General features: G+C 38.2%; 19 protein-coding genes and 1 pseudogene. 9 read left to right on the top strand and 11 right to left on the bottom strand.

Features of this window, described 5'->3' with window-relative positions:
• Nucleotides 1-18 precede the first annotated feature (18 nt).
• Together GQR52_RS02115 and GQR52_RS02110 are read right to left on the bottom strand one after the other, a co-directional pair.
• Nucleotides 19-837, bottom strand: coding sequence for a hypothetical protein (locus GQR52_RS02115; protein ID WP_165727287.1), 819 nt, complete (start codon nucleotides 835-837; stop codon nucleotides 19-21).
• 193 nt (nucleotides 838-1,030) lie between these two features.
• Nucleotides 1,031-1,450 (bottom strand): VOC family protein, encoded by a 420-nt coding sequence (locus tag GQR52_RS02110; protein WP_007587216.1) that lies wholly within the window; start codon nucleotides 1,448-1,450, stop codon nucleotides 1,031-1,033.
• Nucleotides 1,451-1,723: 273 nt separating this feature from the next.
• On the opposite strand from GQR52_RS02110, the gene GQR52_RS02105 reads away from it, so the two are divergent.
• From GQR52_RS02105 to GQR52_RS02090, 4 genes are all read left to right on the top strand, one after another.
• Nucleotides 1,724-2,029 carry a hypothetical protein gene (locus GQR52_RS02105; RefSeq protein ID WP_002962854.1) on the top strand — a complete coding sequence of 102 codons (306 nt, stop codon included), beginning with the start codon at nucleotides 1,724-1,726 and terminating at the stop codon, nucleotides 2,027-2,029.
• A complete protein-coding gene (locus tag GQR52_RS02100; protein WP_165727286.1) occupies nucleotides 2,026-2,415 on the top strand; it encodes a hypothetical protein in 390 nt (129 codons plus the stop codon). Before GQR52_RS02105 ends, GQR52_RS02100 begins: the two co-directional genes overlap by 4 nt.
• Before the next feature lie 169 nt (nucleotides 2,416-2,584).
• Nucleotides 2,585-3,067: a DUF3015 domain-containing protein gene (locus GQR52_RS02095; RefSeq protein ID WP_024589733.1), complete on the top strand. Its 483-nt coding sequence runs from the start codon at nucleotides 2,585-2,587 to the stop codon at nucleotides 3,065-3,067.
• A gap of 79 nt (nucleotides 3,068-3,146) precedes the next feature.
• Nucleotides 3,147-4,985, top strand: a complete 1,839-nt coding sequence (locus GQR52_RS02090; RefSeq protein ID WP_165727285.1) for a DUF4105 domain-containing protein — start codon at nucleotides 3,147-3,149, stop codon at nucleotides 4,983-4,985.
• 18 nt (nucleotides 4,986-5,003) lie between these two features.
• Here GQR52_RS02090 and GQR52_RS02085 read toward each other — a convergent pair whose 3' ends face one another.
• Both GQR52_RS02085 and GQR52_RS02080 read right to left on the bottom strand, forming a co-directional pair.
• The gene (locus tag GQR52_RS02085) at nucleotides 5,004-5,825 is read right to left on the bottom strand and encodes a sterol desaturase family protein (protein WP_165727284.1); all 822 of its coding nucleotides are present in this window, start codon (nucleotides 5,823-5,825) and stop codon (nucleotides 5,004-5,006) included.
• On the bottom strand, nucleotides 5,822-6,268 hold the full coding sequence (locus GQR52_RS02080; protein ID WP_165727283.1) for an SRPBCC family protein: 447 nt from the start codon (nucleotides 6,266-6,268) through the stop codon (nucleotides 5,822-5,824). The genes GQR52_RS02085 and GQR52_RS02080 overlap by 4 nt, the downstream gene beginning before the upstream one ends.
• Before the next feature lie 97 nt (nucleotides 6,269-6,365).
• Here GQR52_RS02080 and GQR52_RS02075 point away from each other — a divergent pair, with 97 nt between their 5' ends.
• The 3 genes from GQR52_RS02075 to GQR52_RS02065 all read left to right on the top strand — a co-directional run bounded on the left by GQR52_RS02075 (nucleotide 6,366) and on the right by GQR52_RS02065 (nucleotide 9,688).
• A complete protein-coding gene (locus GQR52_RS02075; RefSeq protein ID WP_165727282.1) occupies nucleotides 6,366-7,379 on the top strand; it encodes an AraC family transcriptional regulator in 1,014 nt (337 codons plus the stop codon).
• A 92-nt stretch (nucleotides 7,380-7,471) separates the two neighbouring features.
• Nucleotides 7,472-8,239, top strand: a complete 768-nt coding sequence (locus GQR52_RS02070) for a transporter substrate-binding domain-containing protein (RefSeq protein WP_165727281.1) — start codon at nucleotides 7,472-7,474, stop codon at nucleotides 8,237-8,239.
• Nucleotides 8,240-8,590: 351 nt separating this feature from the next.
• On the top strand, nucleotides 8,591-9,688 hold the full coding sequence (locus tag GQR52_RS02065; RefSeq protein WP_165727280.1) for a polysaccharide lyase family 7 protein: 1,098 nt from the start codon (nucleotides 8,591-8,593) through the stop codon (nucleotides 9,686-9,688).
• On the opposite strand, the gene GQR52_RS02060 is transcribed toward GQR52_RS02065, so the two are convergent.
• Complete coding sequence (locus tag GQR52_RS02060; protein ID WP_165727319.1) at nucleotides 9,689-10,090, bottom strand: NUDIX hydrolase; 402 nt, start codon at nucleotides 10,088-10,090, stop codon at nucleotides 9,689-9,691.
• Nucleotides 10,091-10,276: 186 nt separating this feature from the next.
• Between GQR52_RS02060 and GQR52_RS02055 the strand changes: the two genes are divergently transcribed.
• Together GQR52_RS02055 and GQR52_RS02050 are read left to right on the top strand one after the other, a co-directional pair.
• A complete protein-coding gene (locus tag GQR52_RS02055) occupies nucleotides 10,277-12,160 on the top strand; it encodes a propionyl-CoA synthetase (protein ID WP_165727279.1) in 1,884 nt (627 codons plus the stop codon).
• Between the two features lie 168 nt (nucleotides 12,161-12,328).
• Nucleotides 12,329-13,197, top strand: a pseudogene (locus tag GQR52_RS02050) (MBL fold metallo-hydrolase).
• 272 nt (nucleotides 13,198-13,469) lie between these two features.
• Here GQR52_RS02050 and GQR52_RS02045 read toward each other — a convergent pair.
• From GQR52_RS02045 to GQR52_RS02020, 6 genes are all read right to left on the bottom strand, one after another.
• Entirely contained in the window at nucleotides 13,470-15,014 is a 1,545-nt protein-coding gene (locus GQR52_RS02045) for a hypothetical protein (RefSeq protein WP_165727278.1), read from the bottom strand.
• A 254-nt stretch (nucleotides 15,015-15,268) separates the two neighbouring features.
• Nucleotides 15,269-16,561, bottom strand: a complete 1,293-nt coding sequence (locus tag GQR52_RS02040; protein WP_165727277.1) for a HAMP domain-containing sensor histidine kinase — start codon at nucleotides 16,559-16,561, stop codon at nucleotides 15,269-15,271.
• Complete coding sequence (locus GQR52_RS02035; protein WP_165727276.1) at nucleotides 16,558-17,241, bottom strand: response regulator transcription factor; 684 nt, start codon at nucleotides 17,239-17,241, stop codon at nucleotides 16,558-16,560. The genes GQR52_RS02040 and GQR52_RS02035 overlap by 4 nt, the downstream gene beginning before the upstream one ends.
• Nucleotides 17,241-20,429, bottom strand: coding sequence for an efflux RND transporter permease subunit (locus GQR52_RS02030; protein ID WP_165727275.1), 3,189 nt, complete (start codon nucleotides 20,427-20,429; stop codon nucleotides 17,241-17,243). Before GQR52_RS02030 ends, GQR52_RS02035 begins: the two co-directional genes overlap by 1 nt.
• Nucleotides 20,429-21,574 carry an efflux RND transporter periplasmic adaptor subunit gene (locus GQR52_RS02025; protein WP_165727274.1) on the bottom strand — a complete coding sequence of 382 codons (1,146 nt, stop codon included), beginning with the start codon at nucleotides 21,572-21,574 and terminating at the stop codon, nucleotides 20,429-20,431. The genes GQR52_RS02030 and GQR52_RS02025 overlap by 1 nt, the downstream gene beginning before the upstream one ends.
• Complete coding sequence (locus GQR52_RS02020; RefSeq protein ID WP_165727273.1) at nucleotides 21,571-22,932, bottom strand: TolC family protein; 1,362 nt, start codon at nucleotides 22,930-22,932, stop codon at nucleotides 21,571-21,573. Before GQR52_RS02020 ends, GQR52_RS02025 begins: the two co-directional genes overlap by 4 nt.
• Nucleotides 22,933-23,128 lie beyond the last annotated feature (196 nt).

Here is a 23,128-nt window from a genome sequence, read left to right as displayed (position 1 = left end):
TGACTTGAGAGATATAAATTAACCGAGCGAGTCAATTTTAAGCACTGCTTTTTTGGTGTTTAGCATAGCTCGCTTACTAAATTGGCGATTAATAAATTGGCTAAAAATAATAGTAAATAATGTTGAGCAAACCGCTGCGGCTGCATATACCTGCCAAATAACAAAGTTAAGCTTAAGCGCTAAGGCAATTACTGCAAAAAACACACAGCCACCTAGTGAACCAATAATACCGCCATTAAGAATTTTAAACGTTGAGGCTTGTTTGTCACTAAAGTGAGCAACACTGCCCATCACCGCTAAAATAACCGGAAAGGTCGATATTAATCCGCTCCAAGCAGACCCTATATGCTGCGATATAAACGTAACAAGCACGATAAAGCTCGTCACTAATATCATTTTTACCGGAAGCTCCCAGCGGGCATTTAATGGTTTTGCATCAACTGATATATTTAGCTTTGTAGAGATAATAGTTAAACCGAGTAAAATACAAAGCGAAACCACACTCGCCACAATAATATTCACTGGTAAAAATAAAGTAATAACGCTAAATACGCACCAAATACTCAACGCTGTAAAAAGCGATTTAAGCATTCCAAATCTTCGTGATACAACCAAGTAACTAAAACAAAATAAGCCTATACCGCTCATACCATAAAGAGAGGCCACCGCTGAGTTAGCTGCAAATAATTTACCTTGCTCTAATGCTATAAAATAAGAAATAGGCCCAGAGGTAATAGGCAAGCCAGGAATTATGCCGCTAACAAAACTACCAAAGCGTTTTTGGGCGAATGTTATTAGTAAAATAAGCAAAGGTGCAATTATGAGTTTAAGCAGCATAAATAACAATAAAGTATGAGAATTGAAATTAAGTCTACGTGTCTATACCTACATTGTAGAGTGAATAAAAATCATGTATGTAGCGTAATTTTTTTTACCTGTAAATATTAACTAATTTATCAAAACACTGATTAATAGTTATAAAAAAACCACTTATTAAAGTGGTTTTTTAGCTTAACTTAAACAACAGCATTTATACTTTTTTAAATAAAACCTCTGGATTTACCATGGTTTTCATTTCAAGCACATTGCCATTTGGATCTTCAATAAAAAACGTTTCTTGCTCAAACTCATCACCAATAAATCGGCGATATGGTTTATCTAAGTATTCAATACCCGCATCTTCAATACGTATTTTTAACCCGTTAAATTCATCTTCAGATAGGTGAATCCCAAAGTGAGGTACTGCCACAGCTCCCATATCTACATCATGGCGAACTGTTGGTAAGCGCTCAACACTCTGGTGCAAGGTAAGTTCATTACCCCAAAAATCTATATCTACCCAGCGACCTTCTTCACTGTTACCCGTTTTACAGCCTAGTACGTCACAATAAAACGCTTTAGCCACTTTTAAATCGCCAGCCGGAATAGCCAGATGCAAACAGTTAGACATAAATAACCCTTGGTTAACACTTTAATACATTAAATTATCGCCATTATACATAACTTGTGATTTATAGAACATTAACAGCGGCACTATTAAGCATATTTAATACCTAAAATCCGTTTAAAAAACACGTTTTTAAAGTTTGTAATTACTTATAACATTTATTTGTTAGAGAGTATTAGAAAGCGCAAAAGGATTAGTTTAAAATGCGCCGCTATGATTAAATTCTTACTTTTAAAATTCATCACTTTCTTTTTAGGCTTTGTAGCTTGCTTTGCTATGCACACTACTTTTGCATTACCTTTAGTGATTTCTGCTGCGCTAACGGGGCTTATTGGCTCGTTTATTCCTTTTCCTGCGCGTTATAAAAACCATCCGTATGCTGCAATTTATGCTGGTAGCTTTGCAGGTATGTGTTCAACTCATTTAATTACCAGTTACTGGGAAATTGCTATTATTTCGCTTATTGGCTCAAGTTTGTATGTGCTTACTATGAATATGTTTACAGGTTTTGGTGGCAAGCTTGGCAGCGTAGCTTTTGCAAGCGTGGCACTTTTTGTATTAGCCAAAGGAATTGTATTATGAGTATTGAATATCCATTACTTGTACTGCTTGGGGCTTTTTTAACATTTTATTTAGCTAAGCATAGTCGCTTTGACGGGGTTAGAGCGTCGTCTTCACTTTCTATTATTGCTTATTTAATTTTTAGCGCCTTAAATTTGAACCCCGATTTATACGCAATTGTATTTTTTGGCGGCACATTCATAGGTATGAGCGCCCCACATCGATTTGGTATTTATACTGTAGCAAGCTCATCTATTTTGTTTTCAATCTTATTTGAATTCCTTGTACCAAAACTTGACGGCTATGGCGGTGCATTGGGTATTAGTGCATTTTTATCTGTATGTATTTGCCATACTTGTATTTTATTAGGTGCCCCAAGAAGTAAAAAAACGCCACCAGTTCAATAAAAAGTGGAAACTAGGCTGATTTTTATCCTGACATTAACTTTAATATATTTAAAAATTAGAGTGTAAAATATTCATGTTTTAGCCTGTTCCTTTTTTCTGCAAGTCTGTTAGAATCTTCCGCGAACTTTATTTACCCTAAATAAAGACAATCATATATGGATTTATGAAAATGAAAAAACTAATCGCAGTAGCAGCTCTATCTTTACTTCCTTTCTCAAACGCAATGGCTGACCAAGATATTGGTTGTGGTCTTGGTTCTATGTTATTTGCTGGTCAGCAAGGTAAAGGCGTTAAAATTTTAGGCGCTACAACAAATGGTACATCTGGTAACCAAACTTTTGGTATCACTTTTGGTACTCTTGGTTGTGATGGTACTGGTACAGTAACTTCTTCAGAAAAAATCGCTTTATTCATTGACGGTAACATGGAGCAACTTGCTCGTGATATGTCAAAAGGTGAAGGCGAAACTTTAGCTACTCTAGCTGAAGCTTGGGGTGTTGCAGATCAAGATAAAGCAGCGTTCAATAAGCTTGCTCAAGCACAGTTTTCTTCAGTATTTACTTCTGAAAACGTAACTTCACAAACAGTTTTAGAAAACCTAAACACTGTTCTTGCAAGTAACGCACAACTTGCTTCTTATACTCTTTCTTAATCAGCTAAATTAGCCGGTTTTATACGTATAAATAAAGCCGCTGGAGTATTTCTCTAGCGGCTTTTGTAATTTAGTGATTATGAAAAAAATATTATTTGGTTTACTGCTCGCTCTTTTTAGTACTTACTCAAACGCTCAAAGTATTGAAACAAATACATTAGCAACACACCCTTACTGGCTTAAATTAGGTCACTACCGCTTGGCCACATTAGGTGATTGGAAAAGTGAAGTAGACAGTGCTGAGTTTTTTTTATCTCCTACAGGTAAAACAAGCCCATATGACGAGCTTAAAGCCACTATAGCTGCATTTAGTGGTAAAAATACTGACCCAAAAACATCACAATATCGTTGTCAGTTTCCTGCACGTTATAAATGGCTAAAAACAAAAATTAAAAATAACTGGCCCGAACTTAATTGCCCAGAACTACAGGCGTGGCAAAAAATAATAAACCCTAAAGGGGTTACGTTAGTTTTTCCAACTGCATTTATGAATAGCCCATCATCAATGTTTGGCCACACTTTACTTCGTATTGATGCAAAAGATCAGACTCGCCATAAAGAGTTGCTCGCATTCGCAGTTAATTTTGCAGCAGAGCCAGACGGCTCAGATAACGCAGCTATGTATGCACTAAAAGGCTTGATTGGCAGCTACCCAGGTAAGTTTTCGCTTATGCCGTACTATAAAAAAGTACGCGAATATAATGATTTAGAATCTCGTGATATTTGGGAATACAAACTTAATTTATCAGAGCTACAGGTAGAGCTTATTTTATTGCACTTGTGGGAGCTACAATTAGCTACATTCGATTACTTTTTTATTGATGAAAACTGCTCTTACCAATTACTTGCATTATTACAACTTGCACAAGAGGACCTTGATTTAACATCGTCATTTAATATGCAAGCTATTCCATCAGATACCGTTGCAGTACTAAGAAATAACAACTTATTACAAACACCTAATTACCGCCCTGCTTTTGGCACTAAGCTATACCATTACTCTACTCAAATGACTGACGAACAACTTGATGATGCAAGAGAGTTAATGCAAGGTGGCTCCCTCAATACTCGTAATTACTCACAGTCGCAATTAGTCGCTATATTAGAAATGGCGTATGAATGGTTAAATTTTGAATTTTACGATAAAGCGTTAAATCGTGAAGAAATTGCCCCGCGACTAACTAAGCTACTCCTAATGCGCAGCAAATATAATGTAGCTTCGCCATTTACTAAGCCAAACCGCCCTATTGCTTCCCCAGAGCAAGGTCATGGTTCTTCTAAAGTATCGCTAGGTAGGGTACAAAATAATAACCAAGCAAACCTTACAAATTTTGGTTATAGGCTTGCGTATCATGACTTACTAGATAGGCCTGAAGGTTTTATAGCGGGTGCACAAATTAGTTTTTTTGATTTGGAAGCCGCTATTACTGACGAAGGAAATGCAGATATTGAACATTTTTACTTATTAGATGCTATGTCGCTTGCACCCGATAACCGCGTATTTGATAGCTGGTCGTGGAACTTTAAAATGGGCTTTGACCGACAACCAAGTGACAATAAACGTTTAGGCCGCTTTTTTACAAAAGGAGGTTATGGTAAATCTTATGGCGATCCTAATAATCTGCACGGCTATATTCTTGGTCAATTTGAGCTAAATACAGGCGATATAACCGACCGACTTAGTACTGGAATAGGCAGCGAAGCCGGTGTAATTTGGCAAATAAACAATAAGCATAAACTCGCTTTGACTGGCAATATATTATGGCTAACTGATAACGCAGCAAGTAAGCACAGCGAAATAGCTATAACATGGAATTACGCTGTTTCTCGCAATGTATCGCTGCGCAGCAAAGTACAGCATGCTCAATGGCATAGCCATAATTCATCAATGAGTTTAGCTATGCAGTTTTACTTTTAACTTTTAACTTTTTCAATATTATTTATATTTAATGCTACTTGTAGGGTAGCCAAATAGTACTCTACATTTAGCTTTTATTCCCGATGCCTTATAAACACTTTTCAATAAGTGCTCCCACTGATGAAACGTAATAACGACTGGGTTATTGCTATTAAGCTGCCCTATAATGCCGTATTTACAAGGCTTTGATTTATCTTCTTCTACAAAGGTGCCAAATAACTTATCCCAAATAATAAGTACACCTGCAAAGTTTTTATCAAGGTAACCTGCATTTATTGCGTGATGAACTCGGTGATGCGAAGGCGTATTAAATACTTTTTCAAACCAGCCTAACTTACCCACTATTTGAGTATGTACAAAAAATTGATACGCCAAATTTAATGCAACCACGCTAAATACTGTTAGCGGTTCAAATCCAATTAAAATCATAGGTAGCCAAAACACCCACATACCGGCTACGGGGTACATTAAGCTTTGCCTAAATGCGGTGGTGAAATTCATTTTAGTTGAGCTATGGTGCACCACATGTGCAGCCCACAACCAATGAATATGATGCGATGCTTTATGAAACCAATAATACAAAAAATCTTGCAGTAAAAATGCAAATGCAATACTTAATACACTCACTTCAATATCAAACAATCTATAGTCATACAACCAATTAAATAAAGGCATTAACAGCAGTAACGCAATAGCATCTGCGCCTTGGTGTAATAGCGCTAACACTGTATTTGCTAGGCTATCTTTTATGTCGTAATAGCGCTTAAACTTAATAAACTCAGAGCAAACAAATATCAAAAATAATGGGCTCAGAGCGAGTAAAATAATTTCTGAGTTCATGCTTTACCCGCCAAAAAATAATTATTTAAATTGTTTAACGCTTGGGTTATATCTTTTGTAATAACATATTTAAGTAATGCATTTGGCATCCACCATGGAGCTGAGCAGCTTATGCAATAGTTAAGTTCGGTAACTAAAGTATTGATGTCTTTATTTGCAGTGAGGTATATATCGCCTCGATGATTAGCTACTGGTTTATCGCCTACTATTTCGTAACGGATATGATTTTGATCGGCACTGATTATTTGCTCTGAAAAAGTTATTTTACCTATTTTTACTTGCCTAACAGATCCTTTTCCGCCTTCGATTTGCCCTTCGTCTTGTGCTTGTAACAGCGTAAATTTGGCATTAAAAAATCGATGCAACTGTTGATGATCCAACAGTGTGCTTATTATTTGTTTTGGCTGTGCATTAAGCGTTTGTTTTATTGTTATAAGTATCATTTTTACAGCAAGAGGTTATTAGGCATTCAACTAGCATATAAAAATTTAACGTGGCAAACTTGCTAATACACGACTATTTTTTAGCTTTAGATGACAAATGCACACATTGGCTGATCATTACTTTTCAAGTATTCTTGATGACTTACAAGCGCAAGGCATTAGTACTAAAACGGCTTTGCACGCTATTAGCTTTGACGAATTTAGTAATCAACGTACCCATCAATTAGCGCCGCGTATTAGTTTAAATAGTTACAATGCTTTATTAGTTTATGGCAAGAAAACACTTAACGATCCTCTTTTTGGTTTTACCCTAGGTCAGCAAATTCGCACTGCTGACTACGGCGTTTTAGGTTACTTAATTGAATCAAGCGATAACTTAAGCAGTGCCATTAAAGCATTGTTAAGCTATGACAGCTTGGTGGCTGATATTGGTAAAGCCAAGTTTGAACTAAATACTGATACAGCAACTATTCGTTGGATTGCTCATCAAAGTTGTAATGAGCATGTTGTTTTACGAAACATGACCGCGTGGGTAAGTGTAATTCGCCAGTTAATAAATTTAACGCTTTCGCCAAGTAGTATTAGTTTCACTTATAATTGGTTGCCATCGCAAAGGCGCGCCCTTGAATCATGGTTTAAATGCCCTGTAAAAAGCAGTGCTGAATATAATCAAATTAGCTTTCCGAGCCATTATTTAACGCTGCCCTTTAAAACCGATAACGCCATTATTAATTCTACTTTTAAGCAATTGTCAGAGCAGCAACTCTCTAACTTTAAAAGCCAGCAGTGTATTGACGATAAAGTTAATCAGTTACTTACAGCTAAAACTACCTTGCAAAACTGCAACCTAATAGGCATAGCTGATGCGCTTAATTTAACACCCCGAACGCTACAACGACGCTTAAAACAACAAGACTTAACCTTTGCTCAGCTACTTGAAAAAGAACGTAAAAAACGTGCAGATACATTAATAGCCAGCATGCCACTTGCTGATTTATCTAATATTTTAGGATTTAAAGATCAAAGCTCTTTTAATCGAGCTTTTTTACGCTGGCATAAATGCTCGCCATTACAATTTATAAAATACAAAACAGCAAGTACAGCCAAGTAAATGCAAATTATTTACGTTATATAAACATAATATATATATGTTTTAGTTAATACTCTCTACACTAGGTGTATTATTGCTTTAAAAGATTTTTTATGTTTTTTCGTGTTTTATTAAGTGCTTTTGTATTTATTTTATATAGCCCCCTGTGTAACGCCGATTCGGTTACTTTTATAGCTGAAGACCTTCCTCCTTATCACTTTAAAAATCAGCAAGGTGAAGTAAGCGGCGCTTTAGTCGACATTGCCAAAGCAGTTGTGAAGCAAACAAACTTAACCGCTAATTTTGAAATAATGCCTATGGCCCGCGTTTTTAAGGAGCATAAAACAAATACCAACGCCATAATGTTGTCTTTGTTAAAAACCCCAGAGCGGATTAATAAATATACGTGGTTAGGTGAGGTGTACGTTGCAGACGCCTATTTAGTTAGTTTAAAAAGCCATATAGATGAAGTCGTTCACTTAAATTTTGCAAAAGAATATAAAGTAGCAACCATTCGTGGCTACCTAAGCGAAGCCTACTTAAAACAAAAAGGCTTTACCGAAAACAAAAATTTAATACTGGTCAGCTACTATCATCAGCTTTGGCAAATGCTTTATAAAAACCGAATCGACTTTGTAGTGACTAATACACTAACTATTGATAACGAGCTAAAAAGCCTAGGACTCGATCCTAGCCTAATAACAAAACGAATTCATTTAAGCGATCTACCCTCTTCACTTAATTTTTCAGCAAGTAATAAACTTAATCCTAAAACAGCTAAAGCACTCTCTGACGCATTAAATAATATAAAAGATAGTGGTGAGTACCATACCATTTTAAAAAAATGGCAACTCCCATTACCAAGCACTACTAACTTGTAGCACTAACCATAGTTAAAGCCCGACATTAGTTATTGGCAGTGGTTATTTAGTTATTTGCTAAACGCTGCAAAGTAACTACAAAGTTACTCCCTCTCAGATAGACTATACTTTAGCGCCAGAGACCACGTTAAACATCACTGAGTGAATAGCCAGCACATAAAAAATACATACCGCAAAAACTTCCATAAGTGCCATTAAAAAACACCACAACCAAATTGGTATAACAAAAAATCATTTAAAAAACATTTAACTTTACTAATTGGTAAGTTTTAATTATTAAATTGGTATGCTAGATTGAGGTTAAACGATATCTGTACCGCACAATTTTTACTTCATCACACAGAGACAATAATGATAAAAAATACATCTACATTTAAACTCACAGCTTTAGCCGTTATAACACCTCTACTTTTTACGGCTTGTTCAAGTACCCAAAGCACTAATCAACAAAGCGATGCGCCGGTACCAGCAACAAAGTTTGATTTATCTCACTGGAAAATAAATGTACCAGTAGATTTAAACAACGACGGTAAAATTGATGAAATAGATGTAGAAGAAATTCAGACTTACGCACACCCTGATTTTTTCTATCTTGATGATAAAGGCTACATGGTATTCACCTCGCCTAATAAAGCACTTACAAGTGCTAACTCTACTAATACCCGTAGTGAACTTAGACAAATGATCCGTGGATCAAATACTAAAATTAAAACTAAACACTCTAAAAACAACTTTGCTTTGGCTGTTCACCCGCTATCTGACCGATTTGGCTCTGTTGGCGGTAAAATGGAAGCAACATTAAAAGTAGATCACGTTGCGCTACGTGCTACTGACCCTAGCAAGAAAGCTGCATTCTCAGTGGTTGTAGGGCAAATTCACGCTGGTAAAGATCAGGCACTTATTGATACCAAGCTTGGTTATGGCTGGGGCAATGAGCCGCTTAAAATTTATTACAAAAAATGGCCAGGACATAAAACGGGCTCAGTTTTTTGGAACTACGAACGTAACTTACCTAAAACAAATCCTGACCGTACAGACATTACTTACCCTGTTTGGGGTAATACATGGGAAAACCCTAACGAACCAGGCCGTGCCGGTATTGCACTAGGTGAAGAATTTAGCTACACGGTAAATGTGTATAAAAACGTTATGCACCTTACATTTAGCGCAGAAGGCAAAGAAGACGTTAACTACTCTATTAACTTAGGTAATAACGTAGATGCTTATGGCAAAGTGGACGAAAAAGATCATCCACATGGCTACGCAGCAGATTGGCATTACTTTAAAGCCGGCGCTTATAACCAATGTAGTACTAAAAGCGCGAAAGGTATTTGGTACCCAGGTTGTTTAGGTACTGGCGATTGGTCTACAGATAAACAAAATGGCGATTACGCTCAAGTAAGCTTTAGTAAACTAGAGTTAAGTCCAGCGACACCGCCAACAAAATAACTAGGCTAGTACAGCCTCAGATAAGTAATTTTTTAGTGATGTAAACAGTGGCGTTGGTAGATTATTAATATCGCACCAGCGCCACTTTAAACATTTATTAGGCTCTTTAAGTTCAGGCTCTCCGCCTTCAAAGTCAGCTTTTACATACAACGTAATATAGTGTTTGCTCTCTGCTGTAAAAATATCATTGGTAAAATCAAGCTTAGTAATTTTACTTACCTTTAAACCTGTTTCTTCAAACACTTCTCGTATTGCACATTGCTCAACACTTTCACCAAACTCTAAATGCCCACCAGGTGTTGCCCATGTATTAGCACCATGCGCGCCAATACGCTCACCTAGTAAAATTGTGTTTTGATGCTTTATGATAACCGCAACCCCTACTCTTACTACGTTACTCATATCGTGTTTTCTCTTGTTTTTACTGCCCGCCATGCTGAACCACACACTTTGTATTGTCAATTTTGTATTTTTAAAACCAGTGCATTGATTAACTTTTAGCCGACCAAGGTCGAATAGCTTGCTTGCTAAAAAAAGCCTACATTTTGTAAGGTCTCTCACACACAAATTTAGTTTTAGGAGCCTTACATGTCAGGCAAATATAAACAGCAATATAATGCCTTTAAAAAAAACCCAGCCCAATTTTGGCTCGAACAAAGTAAAAATATTCCATGGTATAAAACCCCCACAAAAGCATACACACAAGACGACGACGGGCTTTATCATTGGTTTAGCGGCGGGCAATTAAACACCAGTTTTTTAGCGCTCGACCAACACGTTATTGCCGGGTTTGGCGAGCAAACTGCACTGATTTACGACTCCCCAGTCACTAATACAAAGCAAACTTATAGCTACTCACAACTACAACAAGAAGTTGCTAAATTTGCAGGCGTAATACAATCGTTAGGTGTTACAAAAGGCGACCGCGTTGTTATTTACATGCCAATGATCCCACAAGCTGTTATTGGTATGTTGGCGTGCGCTCGTCTTGGTGCTATTCATTCGGTGGTATTTGGTGGGTTTGCTGCACACGAATTAGCAGTACGCATTGATGATGCCAAGCCCAAACTTATACTTAGCGCCTCATGCGGTGTTGAAGTAAACAGCATTATTGAATACAAACCACTTATTGATAACGCAATAGACTTAGCTACGCACAAAGTAGAACACTGCGTTATTTATCAGCGTCCACAAGTCACCGCCACTCTTAAGCCTAAACGAGACATAGATTGGACTCAGGCAATGCAAACAGCTGCAATCGCAGATCCGGTGCCTGTAAATGGTAACGATCCGCTTTATATTTTATATACCTCAGGCACGACAGGCACACCCAAAGGCGTAGTGCGCGAAAATGGTGGTCACGCAGTGGCAATGCAATACAGCATGGAAACCGTTTATGGTATGAAGCCCGGCGACGTATTTTGGGCAGCGTCTGACATTGGCTGGGTAGTTGGGCACTCTTATATAGTTTACGCGCCGCTAATGTATCGCTGCGCGACCGTATTATATGAAGGTAAACCGGTTAAAACCCCCGACGCCAGTGCATTTTGGCGCGTGGTTGAAGAGTATAAAGTAAATGCATTATTTAGTGCCCCCACCGCATTTAGAGCGATTAAAAAAGAAGATCCAAATGCTGATGGTTTTAACCAATACAATACCTCTAGCTTAAAACGCTTGTTTTTAGCCGGCGAGCGATTAGATCCCCCTACTTACGAATGGCTTAAAGAAAAAACCAAACTGCCAGTGCTCGATCATTGGTGGCAAACAGAAACCGGTTGGGCTATTGCGTGTAACCCTGTAGGGCTTGAGTACTTAGCAACAAAACCTGGCAGTTCCACCGTGCCTACTCCGGGTTTTGATGTGCGAATATTGGATATGGATGGCAATGAATGCGCAGCTAACGAGCAAGGCGCCGTCGTAATTAAACTGCCCCTTCCACCGGGTTGCCTTCCAACCATTTGGCAAGATACCGCTCGTTTTAAAGCAAGCTACCTAAATGAATACGAAGGTTATTATTTATCTGGTGATGGTGGTTATATTGATGAAGACGGCTACCTATTTATTATGGGCAGAACCGACGACGTTATAAATGTAGCAGGACATAGGCTTTCTACCGGTGAAATGGAAGAAATAGTAGCTGCGCACCCCGCCGTTGCCGAATGCGCTGTTTTTGGTGTAAACGATCCTCTTAAAGGACAACTCCCTATGGGAATGATTGTGCTTAAAAATGATTTTATGGGCTCAAGTACCGACGTAGAACAAGCGCTTGTTTTAAGTGTTCGTAATCAGATTGGCGCTATTGCGTGCCTTAAAAATATAGTTAGCGTAGATAGGTTGCCCAAAACACGCTCGGGTAAAATACTGCGTAAAAATTTGCGCCAACTGGTTGATGGCGAAGAGCTACAAATACCTTCAACCATAGACGACGCGAGTATCTTTGAAGAAATAAACCAACAACTAACACAAAGATAAACCCAACCAACCTATCTAAAGCCATTTTTATAATGGCTTTTTATTTGATCCTTTTACTTAAGTTTAGGTTTAAGCTTTAATTAAACAAATCACTGAAATTTTTTACAGTTTTATGCTTTCTTCTTTTAATAGCGTTATTAATTTAATCAATTTTAAAAGGAATGGTGTATGCCCCGCTTGCTACAAAAACTATTAACTACAGCCTTGTTATTTATAGGCTTTGCCACACAAGCCTTTGAGATTGAAGACTTAGGCGATGGCTTACACCGCTTTATAGACGACCGACACCGCTCAGTATTTTTAATCACTCCTGAGGGCGCAATTGTTACCGACCCGCTTAATAAAAAAGCCGCCACCTGGTTAAACGAGCAAATTAAAACTCGCTATAACGTACCGATAAAATATGTAATTTACAGCCATAATCACAGCGATCATATTTACGGCGCCGAGGTATTTAAAAGCCCGCACACCACTTTTGTAGCGCATAAACTCGCCGCGCAAGATATTAAAAACACACAAATGAAAACGGTAATGCCCAGCCTTACTTTTGATAACGAGCTACTACTTACCCTTGGTAATTCAACAGTAAAGCTTAACTACCATGGTCCAAACGATGGTCCAAACGATGGTCGTGGTTCGGTTAGTGTATTGTTCGAAAAGCAAAAAACCTTGTTTGTGGTTGATTGGATTGTTATTGGCAGAATGCCGTGGCAAAAACTGTGGAGTTACGACATTCAAGGCATGATTAACTCAACCCAAGCGGTACTCAAATATGACTTTGGTACTTTTGTGGGCGGACATGCCGATATTGGCAGCAAGGCTGATGTAGCGCGTTACTTAAGTTACTTAGAGCTTTTATATAGCCAAGTAACCGCAGGCGTTTTAGCTGGTAATACACTTGACGAAATTAAAAAAATATAAAGTTAGACCAATTTAGTGACTTTAAACAGTTTGATGCATGGTTACCGCTTAACATAGAAGGTGTTTACGAGCATTTAATGGAAGAGTCTGGTATGGGCTGGCGCAGCGATTTATAAGTTTGAATTCAGCGGACTAAGCTCTGAGCTCTAAACTCAATATTATAAGCATTGGTATTGGCGTATTTAACGCAGTACCAATGCACTTACTAATTAAATAAGATTACTTCCGAGTAAATAACCTTAATATGCCTGCTACTTTAAGTAATTGCCTTCACATAAGGGGGGAAGTGAACCATCATCCTGCAAGCTAAAATTTTTTCCCTTAAATATCTAAAATTAGGCATTTAATAATTTGGTAATAAAAAATATCACTTCATTTGCTTACATCACTATATGAAATATTCGGCTTCACCATCTGACCATTTTGACTTAATAGACCTATCAGAAACAGCCTTAATATATAATTGTTCAAAAGCCGTTTGTTTTGATTTGTTATTCGAAATTACAATATTTTTTTGGATTCTTAATACTTTTATTTCGTATAGATGATCACAACCAAATTTGCACAACGGCATTACAATGTTTGGATCTATTCGTTCATTAAAAGAACACTCAGACCTTTTCTTTTTGTGTGCAGTAACCAAAGAGCTAACACTAAATTCTTTATCACATATTGCACATGACTCTACATCTTTACCATTAAACAACCAATCGCGTAAAATCTGCTGCTCCTTGCGCCTATTACTTTCTATGTTAGCATCACTACCATCTGAACAGATTTTTATAAGCTTTTCTTTAAACAAGCTATATCTTGTCATGTACTCAGAGTTAATGAACTTAGAATTTGAAATTAATCTGTATTTATAACTTTTTCTCAGGCTTTTGTCTGCATGCACAAGTGTCGAATTCAAAATAGCTTTGTCAATTGAAGGTTTAGTATAGCCCTTAGATTCTAAGTAGTGCTTAGCCTCAACGAAATTAACTTCCTCCTTTGCTTTCATAATACTGATGACATCACTTTCAATTCCTCTCAAAATCGAAGGTTCAACGTTTAACTTTAAATTTTTCCCATCATAAGTGGTATAACGCGAGCTGGTTAGGTATTGCTCAATTACATTGATGGATGGATAAGCATTACCTTTAGGGGCTGTTCGAGATTTAAAAGCATTGCTCAATACAATAGCTAAAGTTTGTAGCTCAACAGTATCAGCAATATTTTTTATTTTCTCTAAATTATTTACAAGCGTATTGTCTCGATCTTCAATCGTATAATACAATTCACCTTCAACAGTTTTGAGCCATACATCATCTCTAGAGCGCATAACATCAAGTAATAAATCTCTGTAATCGTTACACTCAATATTTTTTAATAAAAAATTATTCCAACTAGCTACACCTACAAGTCCAGGATAAACAGTTAGTTTTTTAAGTGCTAATTTAAGAATTTTGACTTCATCATTTCGAAGTAAATATAAGTTATTTTCAGAATTTACGGATATACGCGTTGCAGGAATTAGTTTGTTTGTATATATATTAAAATTTTTGCAAACTCCCAGCTGCTGTAATAAATTCAGAATTCCCTTGAGGCTGTAGTTCTTGGGTAATAAATTTTCTTTATTAAGGGTTTCTTCAATCATACTTAACGTACAGCGTGTGTTTAATTCAAAAATTCGTGAAACCTCTTGTACTTTAGGTAACATTGAAATGTTTACTTTACTTGTAAATTTATTTTGAATTATTTGTCTTGGTCTTTCTGATCTTCGTTTTTCTGAGTCCCCGACCCCAAATTTTAATGCAGCTTCTTCAAGTGTCGGCCAAGCTTCATCATTAAAACCAAAGAAGAATAATATAAGAGCAATATCTCTATTTTTTTGATCATTACTTCTTATATTTTCATGGAGGAAACTCTTTAGCTCTTCTTCGATGTTTGACATAGTTGCTCATATCCTTTGATAGTTCGTTAGTGGCTATACTTTTTTGCCTAAACAAATTTAATGACGTGCTTAATGTTTTTTAAGCTCTACTGCATACACAGTATTTAATTTTATTACATCTAATTTTTATTAGTTAAGCAAGTATACATTTTAGGAAAAAATTAAATCCTAAATGTAAAAAAACGCGCTAAAGCTTTTTTAAAAGTCCCTTAGTGCGGTTTTTATATTTCAAATCTAAGTATTAAAAAAGTCTATTAACTAAAATCGACCACCACTTCATAACGCCCTGGCATGTCGTTTACTTCGTATACCCAACCGTGTCGTTTTATTATTTTTTCGCTTAACTCTAACCCTAAACCGTAGCCAATATTGGTCGGCTTATTTGCGCTATTAGTAACGTGTGGCGTTTCAATTTGTGCGCTTCTATTTACTATAATTACGCGGCTACCTTGTTGAGTAATACGCACTTGCCCTTGTTGCGTATGCTGATACGCATTGCGTATCAAATTTGTAAGCACTATGTGGCATGCGGTGGCTTCGGTACTAATAGTCGTACTGTGGTTATCGGTATTTATAAGTACATCAACTTGTTTTGAATTGAGTAAATAATCGAGTTCGTTACCCAAGGTCGTTATTTTTTCGGCTAGGTTTACAGGCTCTGGTGAACTTTGCTGGTCGTCATTTCTGCTAAGCCACAATAACGTCTCAGTTAAATCACTCATGGTTAAACCGGCGCGCTCAATTCGCTGCAGTGTAAGTTGTTGCTTATCGCTTAAAGGCGCTTTTTCGCTTAAGCGGTTCAGTAACTCAACGTTGCTGCGAATAACCGAAATTGGCGTACGTAACTCGTGGCTGGCATAACTTAAAAAGCGCTGCTCTCGCTCAAGGCTATCATGAGCCGAAAGTAAACTGCTGCGCACTAAGGTTGCCAACGTATTTAGCTCATTGTAAGTAAAGTCAGGTGGCACCTGTTGTAAATTTGTTTGATTTAACGATTTAGCCCAACCCCGCAGGGACTCTACAGGCTTTGCTATTTTTTTCATTACCATAAACAAAAAGAAGGTAAACAGCGCTATTGCCGTTATCCCTGTTAACGCTATCCATAATAACCTTTGTATTGGTTTTTCGGGTGTTCCTTTTTTTGGAAGGCGGTTTTCCTCAAGCATAATACGTGATACATAACGAGCCTCACCAGTAGAGCTTTCAAAATACACAACAAAATATAAGTCTTTTGGCATAGAAAAAAACGCTGTTTTTTCTTGGCTTTTTTGCAATATACCTCGCTCTGTAGGCTTTATAAAACGTTTCTTAATCTCATTTGGCACATCCTCCCAACGACTCGCTATATTAAAGCCAATCATTTCTTTCGGTTGCCCGTTTTTAACTTCAGCCGATTGCGAAAGTGCATGCATTACGCCATTCAAGCCTTTGTCTAAACCATCGGTAAAATAGCTAACACTTAAAAACGAAAAACCAATAGCCATTAACGAACTTAAAAGCACCATGCTGACAAAAAAGTACAACCTTAAACTAGGTCTTATTTTCATGCATGTGTCTCATTTTTTAGTTTTAATACAAACCCTACACTGGGAATTGTCTCAAGTACCGCTTGGCAATTAGCTTGCTCTAACTGTTTTCGTAAATGGTAAATATGTACTTTTAGGCTGTTACTGTCGGGCTGCTCTTCTCCCCAAATGGCTTGCATAATTGCGTGTCGGGTAACTGGCTTTTGTTGCTCTCTAATAAGTAATTCTAATAACTTAAAAGTAATAGGAGATAGCTTTAAGTTACCTGCTTCGACTGTTGCCGTATGCGCGGTTAAATCAAGTGTTAAATTAGCAAATGTAAGGCGTTTTACTTCACCACTTTTGCGTTTTGCTAATACTTTAACGCGCGCTACTAACTCTTTCATAGCAAATGGTTTTACGAGATAATCGTCACTACCGGCTGCAAATCCCTCAAGCTTATTGTCGAGGCTATCACGCGCTGTCAGCATTAATACTGGTGTATCTATGCCTCGCTCACGTAATGTTTTGCACATGGTTAAACCATCCATTTTTGGCATATTTACATCCAAAATAATCATCTGATAGTGATTACGTTCTATTAAATTTAAACCCATTACGCCATTGCTTGCATGGTCACACTCTATTGACTCAATTTCGAGATAATCAACAATGGTGGTTGCCAAGTCGATGTCGTCTTCAACCAGTAGTACGTTTATCATTAAGAGGCTGTTTCCTGCGTTTTATTTTTAGCACCTAGCGATTTTAGCACAGCATCAATACCGCGCTTAGCGTCGGTTTGAATCATCAATAATGCAGGTATAAGTATTAAGGTAATAACCGTGGCAAACAAAATACCGTAACCAAGTGATGCAGCCGCAGGGATTAAAAATTGTGCCTGAATTGAGGTTTCACTAAGAAGCGGCACCAAGCCTGCGTAAGTTGTAATTGAGGTTAGTAAAACAGCACGCAGACGACTCGTACACGACTCAACTATGGCGTCATGCGTATTCATATCCTCTTCTTTTGTTAGTTCGTTAAAGCGCGAAACAAGTAATAGGCTGTCGTTTACCACCACACCACTGAGCGCCAATATACCGTTTAATGACAATATGCTAATGGTTAAGTCGTTCCACCAATGCCCAAGTATTGCACCAACTACACCAAACGGAATTGCCACCATAATCAACATAGGTTGAACATACGATTTAAGCGGAATAGCCAGCAGTACATATATAACTAATAAAGCAGCGACAAACATGGCAAGCATTGACCCTGTTGTTTCGTCTTGCTCTTCAGCTTCACCCGCAAAATGAATATTCAAAGTAGGAAATTGCTGAGTTAATTCTGGTATTAAGTCGCGTTTTAAATCAGCCACTAATTCGTTTGGAGCAATCACACCTTTATCTACTTGCGCACTTAAATAAATTGCACGAAGTCCATCAATACGCGTTATTTCATCGTGTTGGTATTCACTGTTAATTGTCGCTACGTTTACAAGCGGTACAACGGTGCCATCAGGCAATCGGATACGCGATTGCATAATATCGGCAGGTGTTTGACGGGCGTTCTCTGGATAACGTACACGTACTTTTATTTCGTCTTTATTACGTTGATAACGCTGTACAATTGCGCCGCCAAAGGCTTGCAGTACTTGCTTTGATAAGCTCGCGGTATCCATACCTAGGGCGCGACCTTGCGCGCTTAGTGTAAATTTTAACTGTGGTTGACCGGGATTTAAATTGTCGTCTATTCCGTTAACGCCTGCCGTATTTTGTAAGTGCTCTTTAAATAGTGCGCCCGCTGCCATTACAGTTTCGTCGTCCCATGCTTTAAGCTCAACTTTAAAATTATCAACCATTTTACGCGTAGCTAATATTTGTAGCTTTTTACTGCCCTCAGGACTTGCGGCTAAACGCTGCCATTCTTGAGCAAATTCACTTGCTGTGAAAGCGCCATCATCTAATAACTCAACGCTTACCGTACCACTTGTATCGTTGCTACTAATTACTTGTAAACTGGTTATTTCACTTTTATCTGAATTAAACTTAGTCATTAAGTTTTGCTCAGCTTGTATTGCACTTTGCTCAAGCATTAGTAAGTTTTTGTTTGTTTGACCATAAGCAGCATCAGTTTGCATAACCAAGTTGGCGGATACGGTATCGCCCAGAATGCTTGGGAAAAAACCTACTTTTACTACGCCTGTCATTGGCATACCTATGACGAGTATAAAAAAAGCAATAAACCCAGCAACGACTGCATATCTAAAGCGCAATGAGAGTTCAATAACCTTACAATAAATGTTTTTGCTAAACCAATTTAGACCGCTATCGGCGCCATGTTGTATTTTGGACCATACCCCACTTAACCCTTTTTTAATTTGGCGCTTGGTACTTACATGGGCTAAATGCGAGGGTAATATAAGCTTTGATTCAACGAGCGAAAGCAGCAAACAGATGGTCACTACAGTGGCAAATTGAGAGTAAATTTTACCTAGATTACCAGATACATTCGACAGTGCCATAAATGCAGCAACAGTGGTCAATACCCCAAATATTGTCGGTACAGCTACTTTCATCGTACCCAAAACCGTGTTATTTATTGTATCGCCATGTTTTTTACGTGTTGTGTAAATACTCTCGCCGACAACAACGGCATCGTCTACCACTATGCCCAGCGCCATAATAAAGCCGAAGGTAGTCATTTCGTTTATGGTCAGTGCGGTGTAGCCATCGGTCATAAAATACAGCGTGCCAAAAAATACAAATGGCAAGCCACCAGCAACCCATAAAGCCACACGTACATTTAAAAATATGGCTAGTATTACAAACACCATAATAATACCGGTCACTGCATTTTTAGTCAGTAGCGATAAACGTTCGGTGATCATGGTGCTTTTGTCATTCCAGCTTTCTAGCTCTACATTTTGAGGTAATAAACCATTTTCATGCCACGTTTTTATTACATTATTAGCCTGCTCAACAATGGTGATTATGTCGCTGGTATCACCCATTAGAATTTCAACGCCGACTGCATTTTGTTGGTTATAACGACTTAGTGAGTTGTTATCTTCAGAAAAACTGTCGCTAACAATAGCAACATCACCTAATTTGATTTGTGCGCCAGATGCGGTAGTGAGTAAAACGATATTGGCAAAGTCGCGCTGCCAGTACGCTTGGTCAGCCGCTTTCAGACGTATAATTTTACTGCTATCGCGTAAACTAGTTGATAATGGGCTTGATGACTCGTTATTAATCACCTCACTTATGTCACTAATGGTTAACCCATAGGCTTGTAATTTACCCTCATCGATTTCTACTGACATCATCGGATCGAGAACACCCGACTGAGTTACATCACTAATACCTGATTGCGCTAATAAATCGGCTTTAAGTTTTTCACCTAGGTTTTGTAATGTATGGCGATCTGCATCCCCAAAAAGCTGTAGTGTTAATGCATGATCTTGCCTGCGCGCTTTATCAATAACAGGTTGCTCAGCATCAACCGGGAAGTTGTTAATTGCATCAACTTGATTTTTTACATCAAAGAGTAGCTCATCTAGTGAATAATCAGTATCTTTTTCAATGCTGACATGACTGCCGCTAGCATCAGATGTAGAGGTAATGCGCTTTATACCTTGTACTGTTTCAAGAGCTTCTTCTATTTTGAGCGCAATCCCCTCTTCAGCCTGTAATGCATCACCACTGTCATAAACAACTGACACCGAAACAGTATCAGGCTCCAAACTCGGAAAAGCTTCTTTACGCAACGTAGAAAGCGACATAATCCCCATTATAATCACGCTTATTAACAATAAATTAGCGGCAACAGAGTTATTTGCAAACCAGTTAATAATACCGTGCAACGGGTTATTACTGCTAGGTACTTGAGGTGGCTGATGAGGGCTCATTATTGTACCCCTTCAACAATTGGATTTACCCTCATGTCGTTTAAATAACTAACAAGTGGACGCACAACTACTTTTAATTTACTAACACCCTCTATTGGTGAAATGTATACGTAATCTCCACGCTCAAATACTTTATTGGCTTGTGTGCTTACTAAGTTGTTTTTATCATTCACGTACCAAATTAAGCCATCTTGCGATACCGCTGAAGCAGGCAGTTCAATTACGTTACTTAATTGTTTACCAGCAATTTCAACCGCTAAAAATGTACCTGGTAATAATGGTGTCGCTTGTTCAAACGGTTTATCAAGAGCAACTATGACGCTGCGCTGACGCGAACTGTCATCGAGGTGTTGCTCAAAACGTGCAATATAACCATTCCATTTAGTATTAGTGGTTACATCACTTAAAATAACCTCGCCTGATTTATTATTTGCCAGATTTTGCCACTGATTCAATGAAAGCGGCACGTTTATTTCTACTTTGTCAGTGCTGTTTAATGTGGCAAGCGTATCGCCAATACCAACATAAGTACCTAAATCGATATCTCGCGATAAAATAACACCATCAAACGGAGCACTTAACTGGGTATTATTTACATCACGCTGTGTTGTTTTAAGTGCATATTGAGCGTCATCAAGCGTGGCTTGCGCGGCTTCTAGCTGCAAGGTTCTAAATACCAGCGGTGAGCTTGGCGCCTGCGTAACGCCTGAGCGTTCCCATTCACGTTTTGCTTGCTCCCCTAAATCTTGCTCTTCTTGCAGTGCGAGTTTCGCATCAGCGAGTGTGGCTTTGGCATTTGCGAGGGCTTGTAAGTATTCAGTATTATCTATTTGTGCAAACACCTGCCCTTTAGATACAAAGTTTCCGGTTGCAAATTGCTCACTCATATTAGTCACTTCGCCTTTAACTTGTGCTTTTAAGGTCAGTGTCCAATGCGCCTTTGCTTGACCATGTCCGTTCACATAAGCTTGGTAAGTACCCGCAACAGCATTAATTACCGATACATTTGGTGCAATAGCTCTAACCGTGACAGATTTTGAGCTATTAGCTTGTTCATCCATTTTTTTAGCGTTATACGCAACAGCAAGCCCTATACTAATAATTGCAACAAGGGTTACAATAACAGGTGTTGGCGAAATTCTCATGACGATACTCCAAGGCCCAAAGCAAGGCCTAAATCTATGCGGTTAGTTAAAAGGGTGTAGTTTATTTGACTAAGTTGAGCTTGCAGGTCGTATACTTTTTGTTGCACTGTTAGCAAATCTAAAATATCAACCAAACCTTGTTGATATTTACTTTGATAGTTACTAAAACTGCTTTTAGCGCTGGCAAGCGCATTGCTTATTTGTAGTCGTTGCTCGGTTAATGACTGCTCCTGCCCGAGTGCATTTTCAACTTCGTTTACCGCACTTAGCAGCGTATCTTGGTACTGCCAAAACGCTTGCTCGGCATTTAATTTTGCAATATCAACTTGCGCACGCAGTGCTCCACCTTCAAATAAAGGGGCACTTAAACTCCCCAATAAACTCCACACAGGGCTAGTTAATAATGCTTGGCTTGGCGTGCTTGCTAAATCACTCAGTGATGCCGAAAGCGAAATACTCGGTAGTAGCTCTTTGTACGATACATCAACCAAGTAATGCTTTGCCTGAATGTTGTAATAGGCACTTTGTAAGTCAGGTCGGCGCGCTAAATCTTGCTCTGGTAATGTACTTAATGGCTCAATAACGCTTGGCAGTGTTAATGTACTTGGCAGGTTTTGAAGTTTATCAGTGCCTACAATTAGCATTAAAGCACGCTTTGCTTTTGCTATTTGCTCTTGATAATCGGCAATGGTTGCGCGAGTAGATGCAGTGCTAGTACGGGCAGTATCAAGCGCTTCTAAATCACCTAACCCATATTGGTAACGCTCTACAATACTTTGCTCATTATTTTGTAAAACAACTAAACGTTGCTGCTCTATATCGAGCAAATTTTGCTGCAAAATAATATTTAAATAAGTACGAATAACACTCGCTACTAATGTGTCTTTAGCACCTTGATAAGTAGCTTGGTTACTGGCAATAGTCATATCTTGCGCGGCTACGTTGTCAGCAATTTTTTGCCATATATCGGCTTCCCAACTTATACCTACTGATGAGCTATATTGCGTGCCTTCGGTTTCACTGCGCTGCGCGTCAAATCCTGCATCTACACTAAACCACTGACTTGCAGCGGTTACATCACGCTGCGCATAAGCTAGTTTTAATGCAACATGCACTTGATTAAACGATGGGTTATTAGTAACAGCTTGCTCAATAAGCGAATCAAGCCCTTCTATATTCACCAAATCGGTAATGTAATTTACTTGCTGTGCGTTACTTTGCGTGTACTGCCAATTTGCATGTTGCTTTAGCGACTGCTCAGTACTATTACCTTGATAGCTTGGCTGACTACTGCATGCAGCAAGCGTGCAACTAAGTGCAAGTAACAAACCGGTTGAGTGCTTTTTAAAATAAACCATTTAACTATGCCTAATTCATACCATTGCACATAGCTTATTCGGTCGAGGGTTAAGGAGAGGTTAAATGGCATTAACCTATTTAATTTTGATTAATAAATTTATTAAAAATACTAAGTCGATGCAAACTCATATTTTAAGCTATTTTATAGGTGGTAATTTTGTTCAGCTCCTACATTTAATAATGAGAAAAGCTTTC

The sequence above is a fragment of the Pseudoalteromonas sp. 31A1 genome, from assembly GCF_011378815.1.
Lineage (GTDB): Bacteria > Pseudomonadota > Gammaproteobacteria > Enterobacterales > Alteromonadaceae > Pseudoalteromonas > Pseudoalteromonas arctica.
Note: the sequence above shows the minus strand (reverse complement) of the source record. Positions and strands in the feature narration are given on the sequence as shown.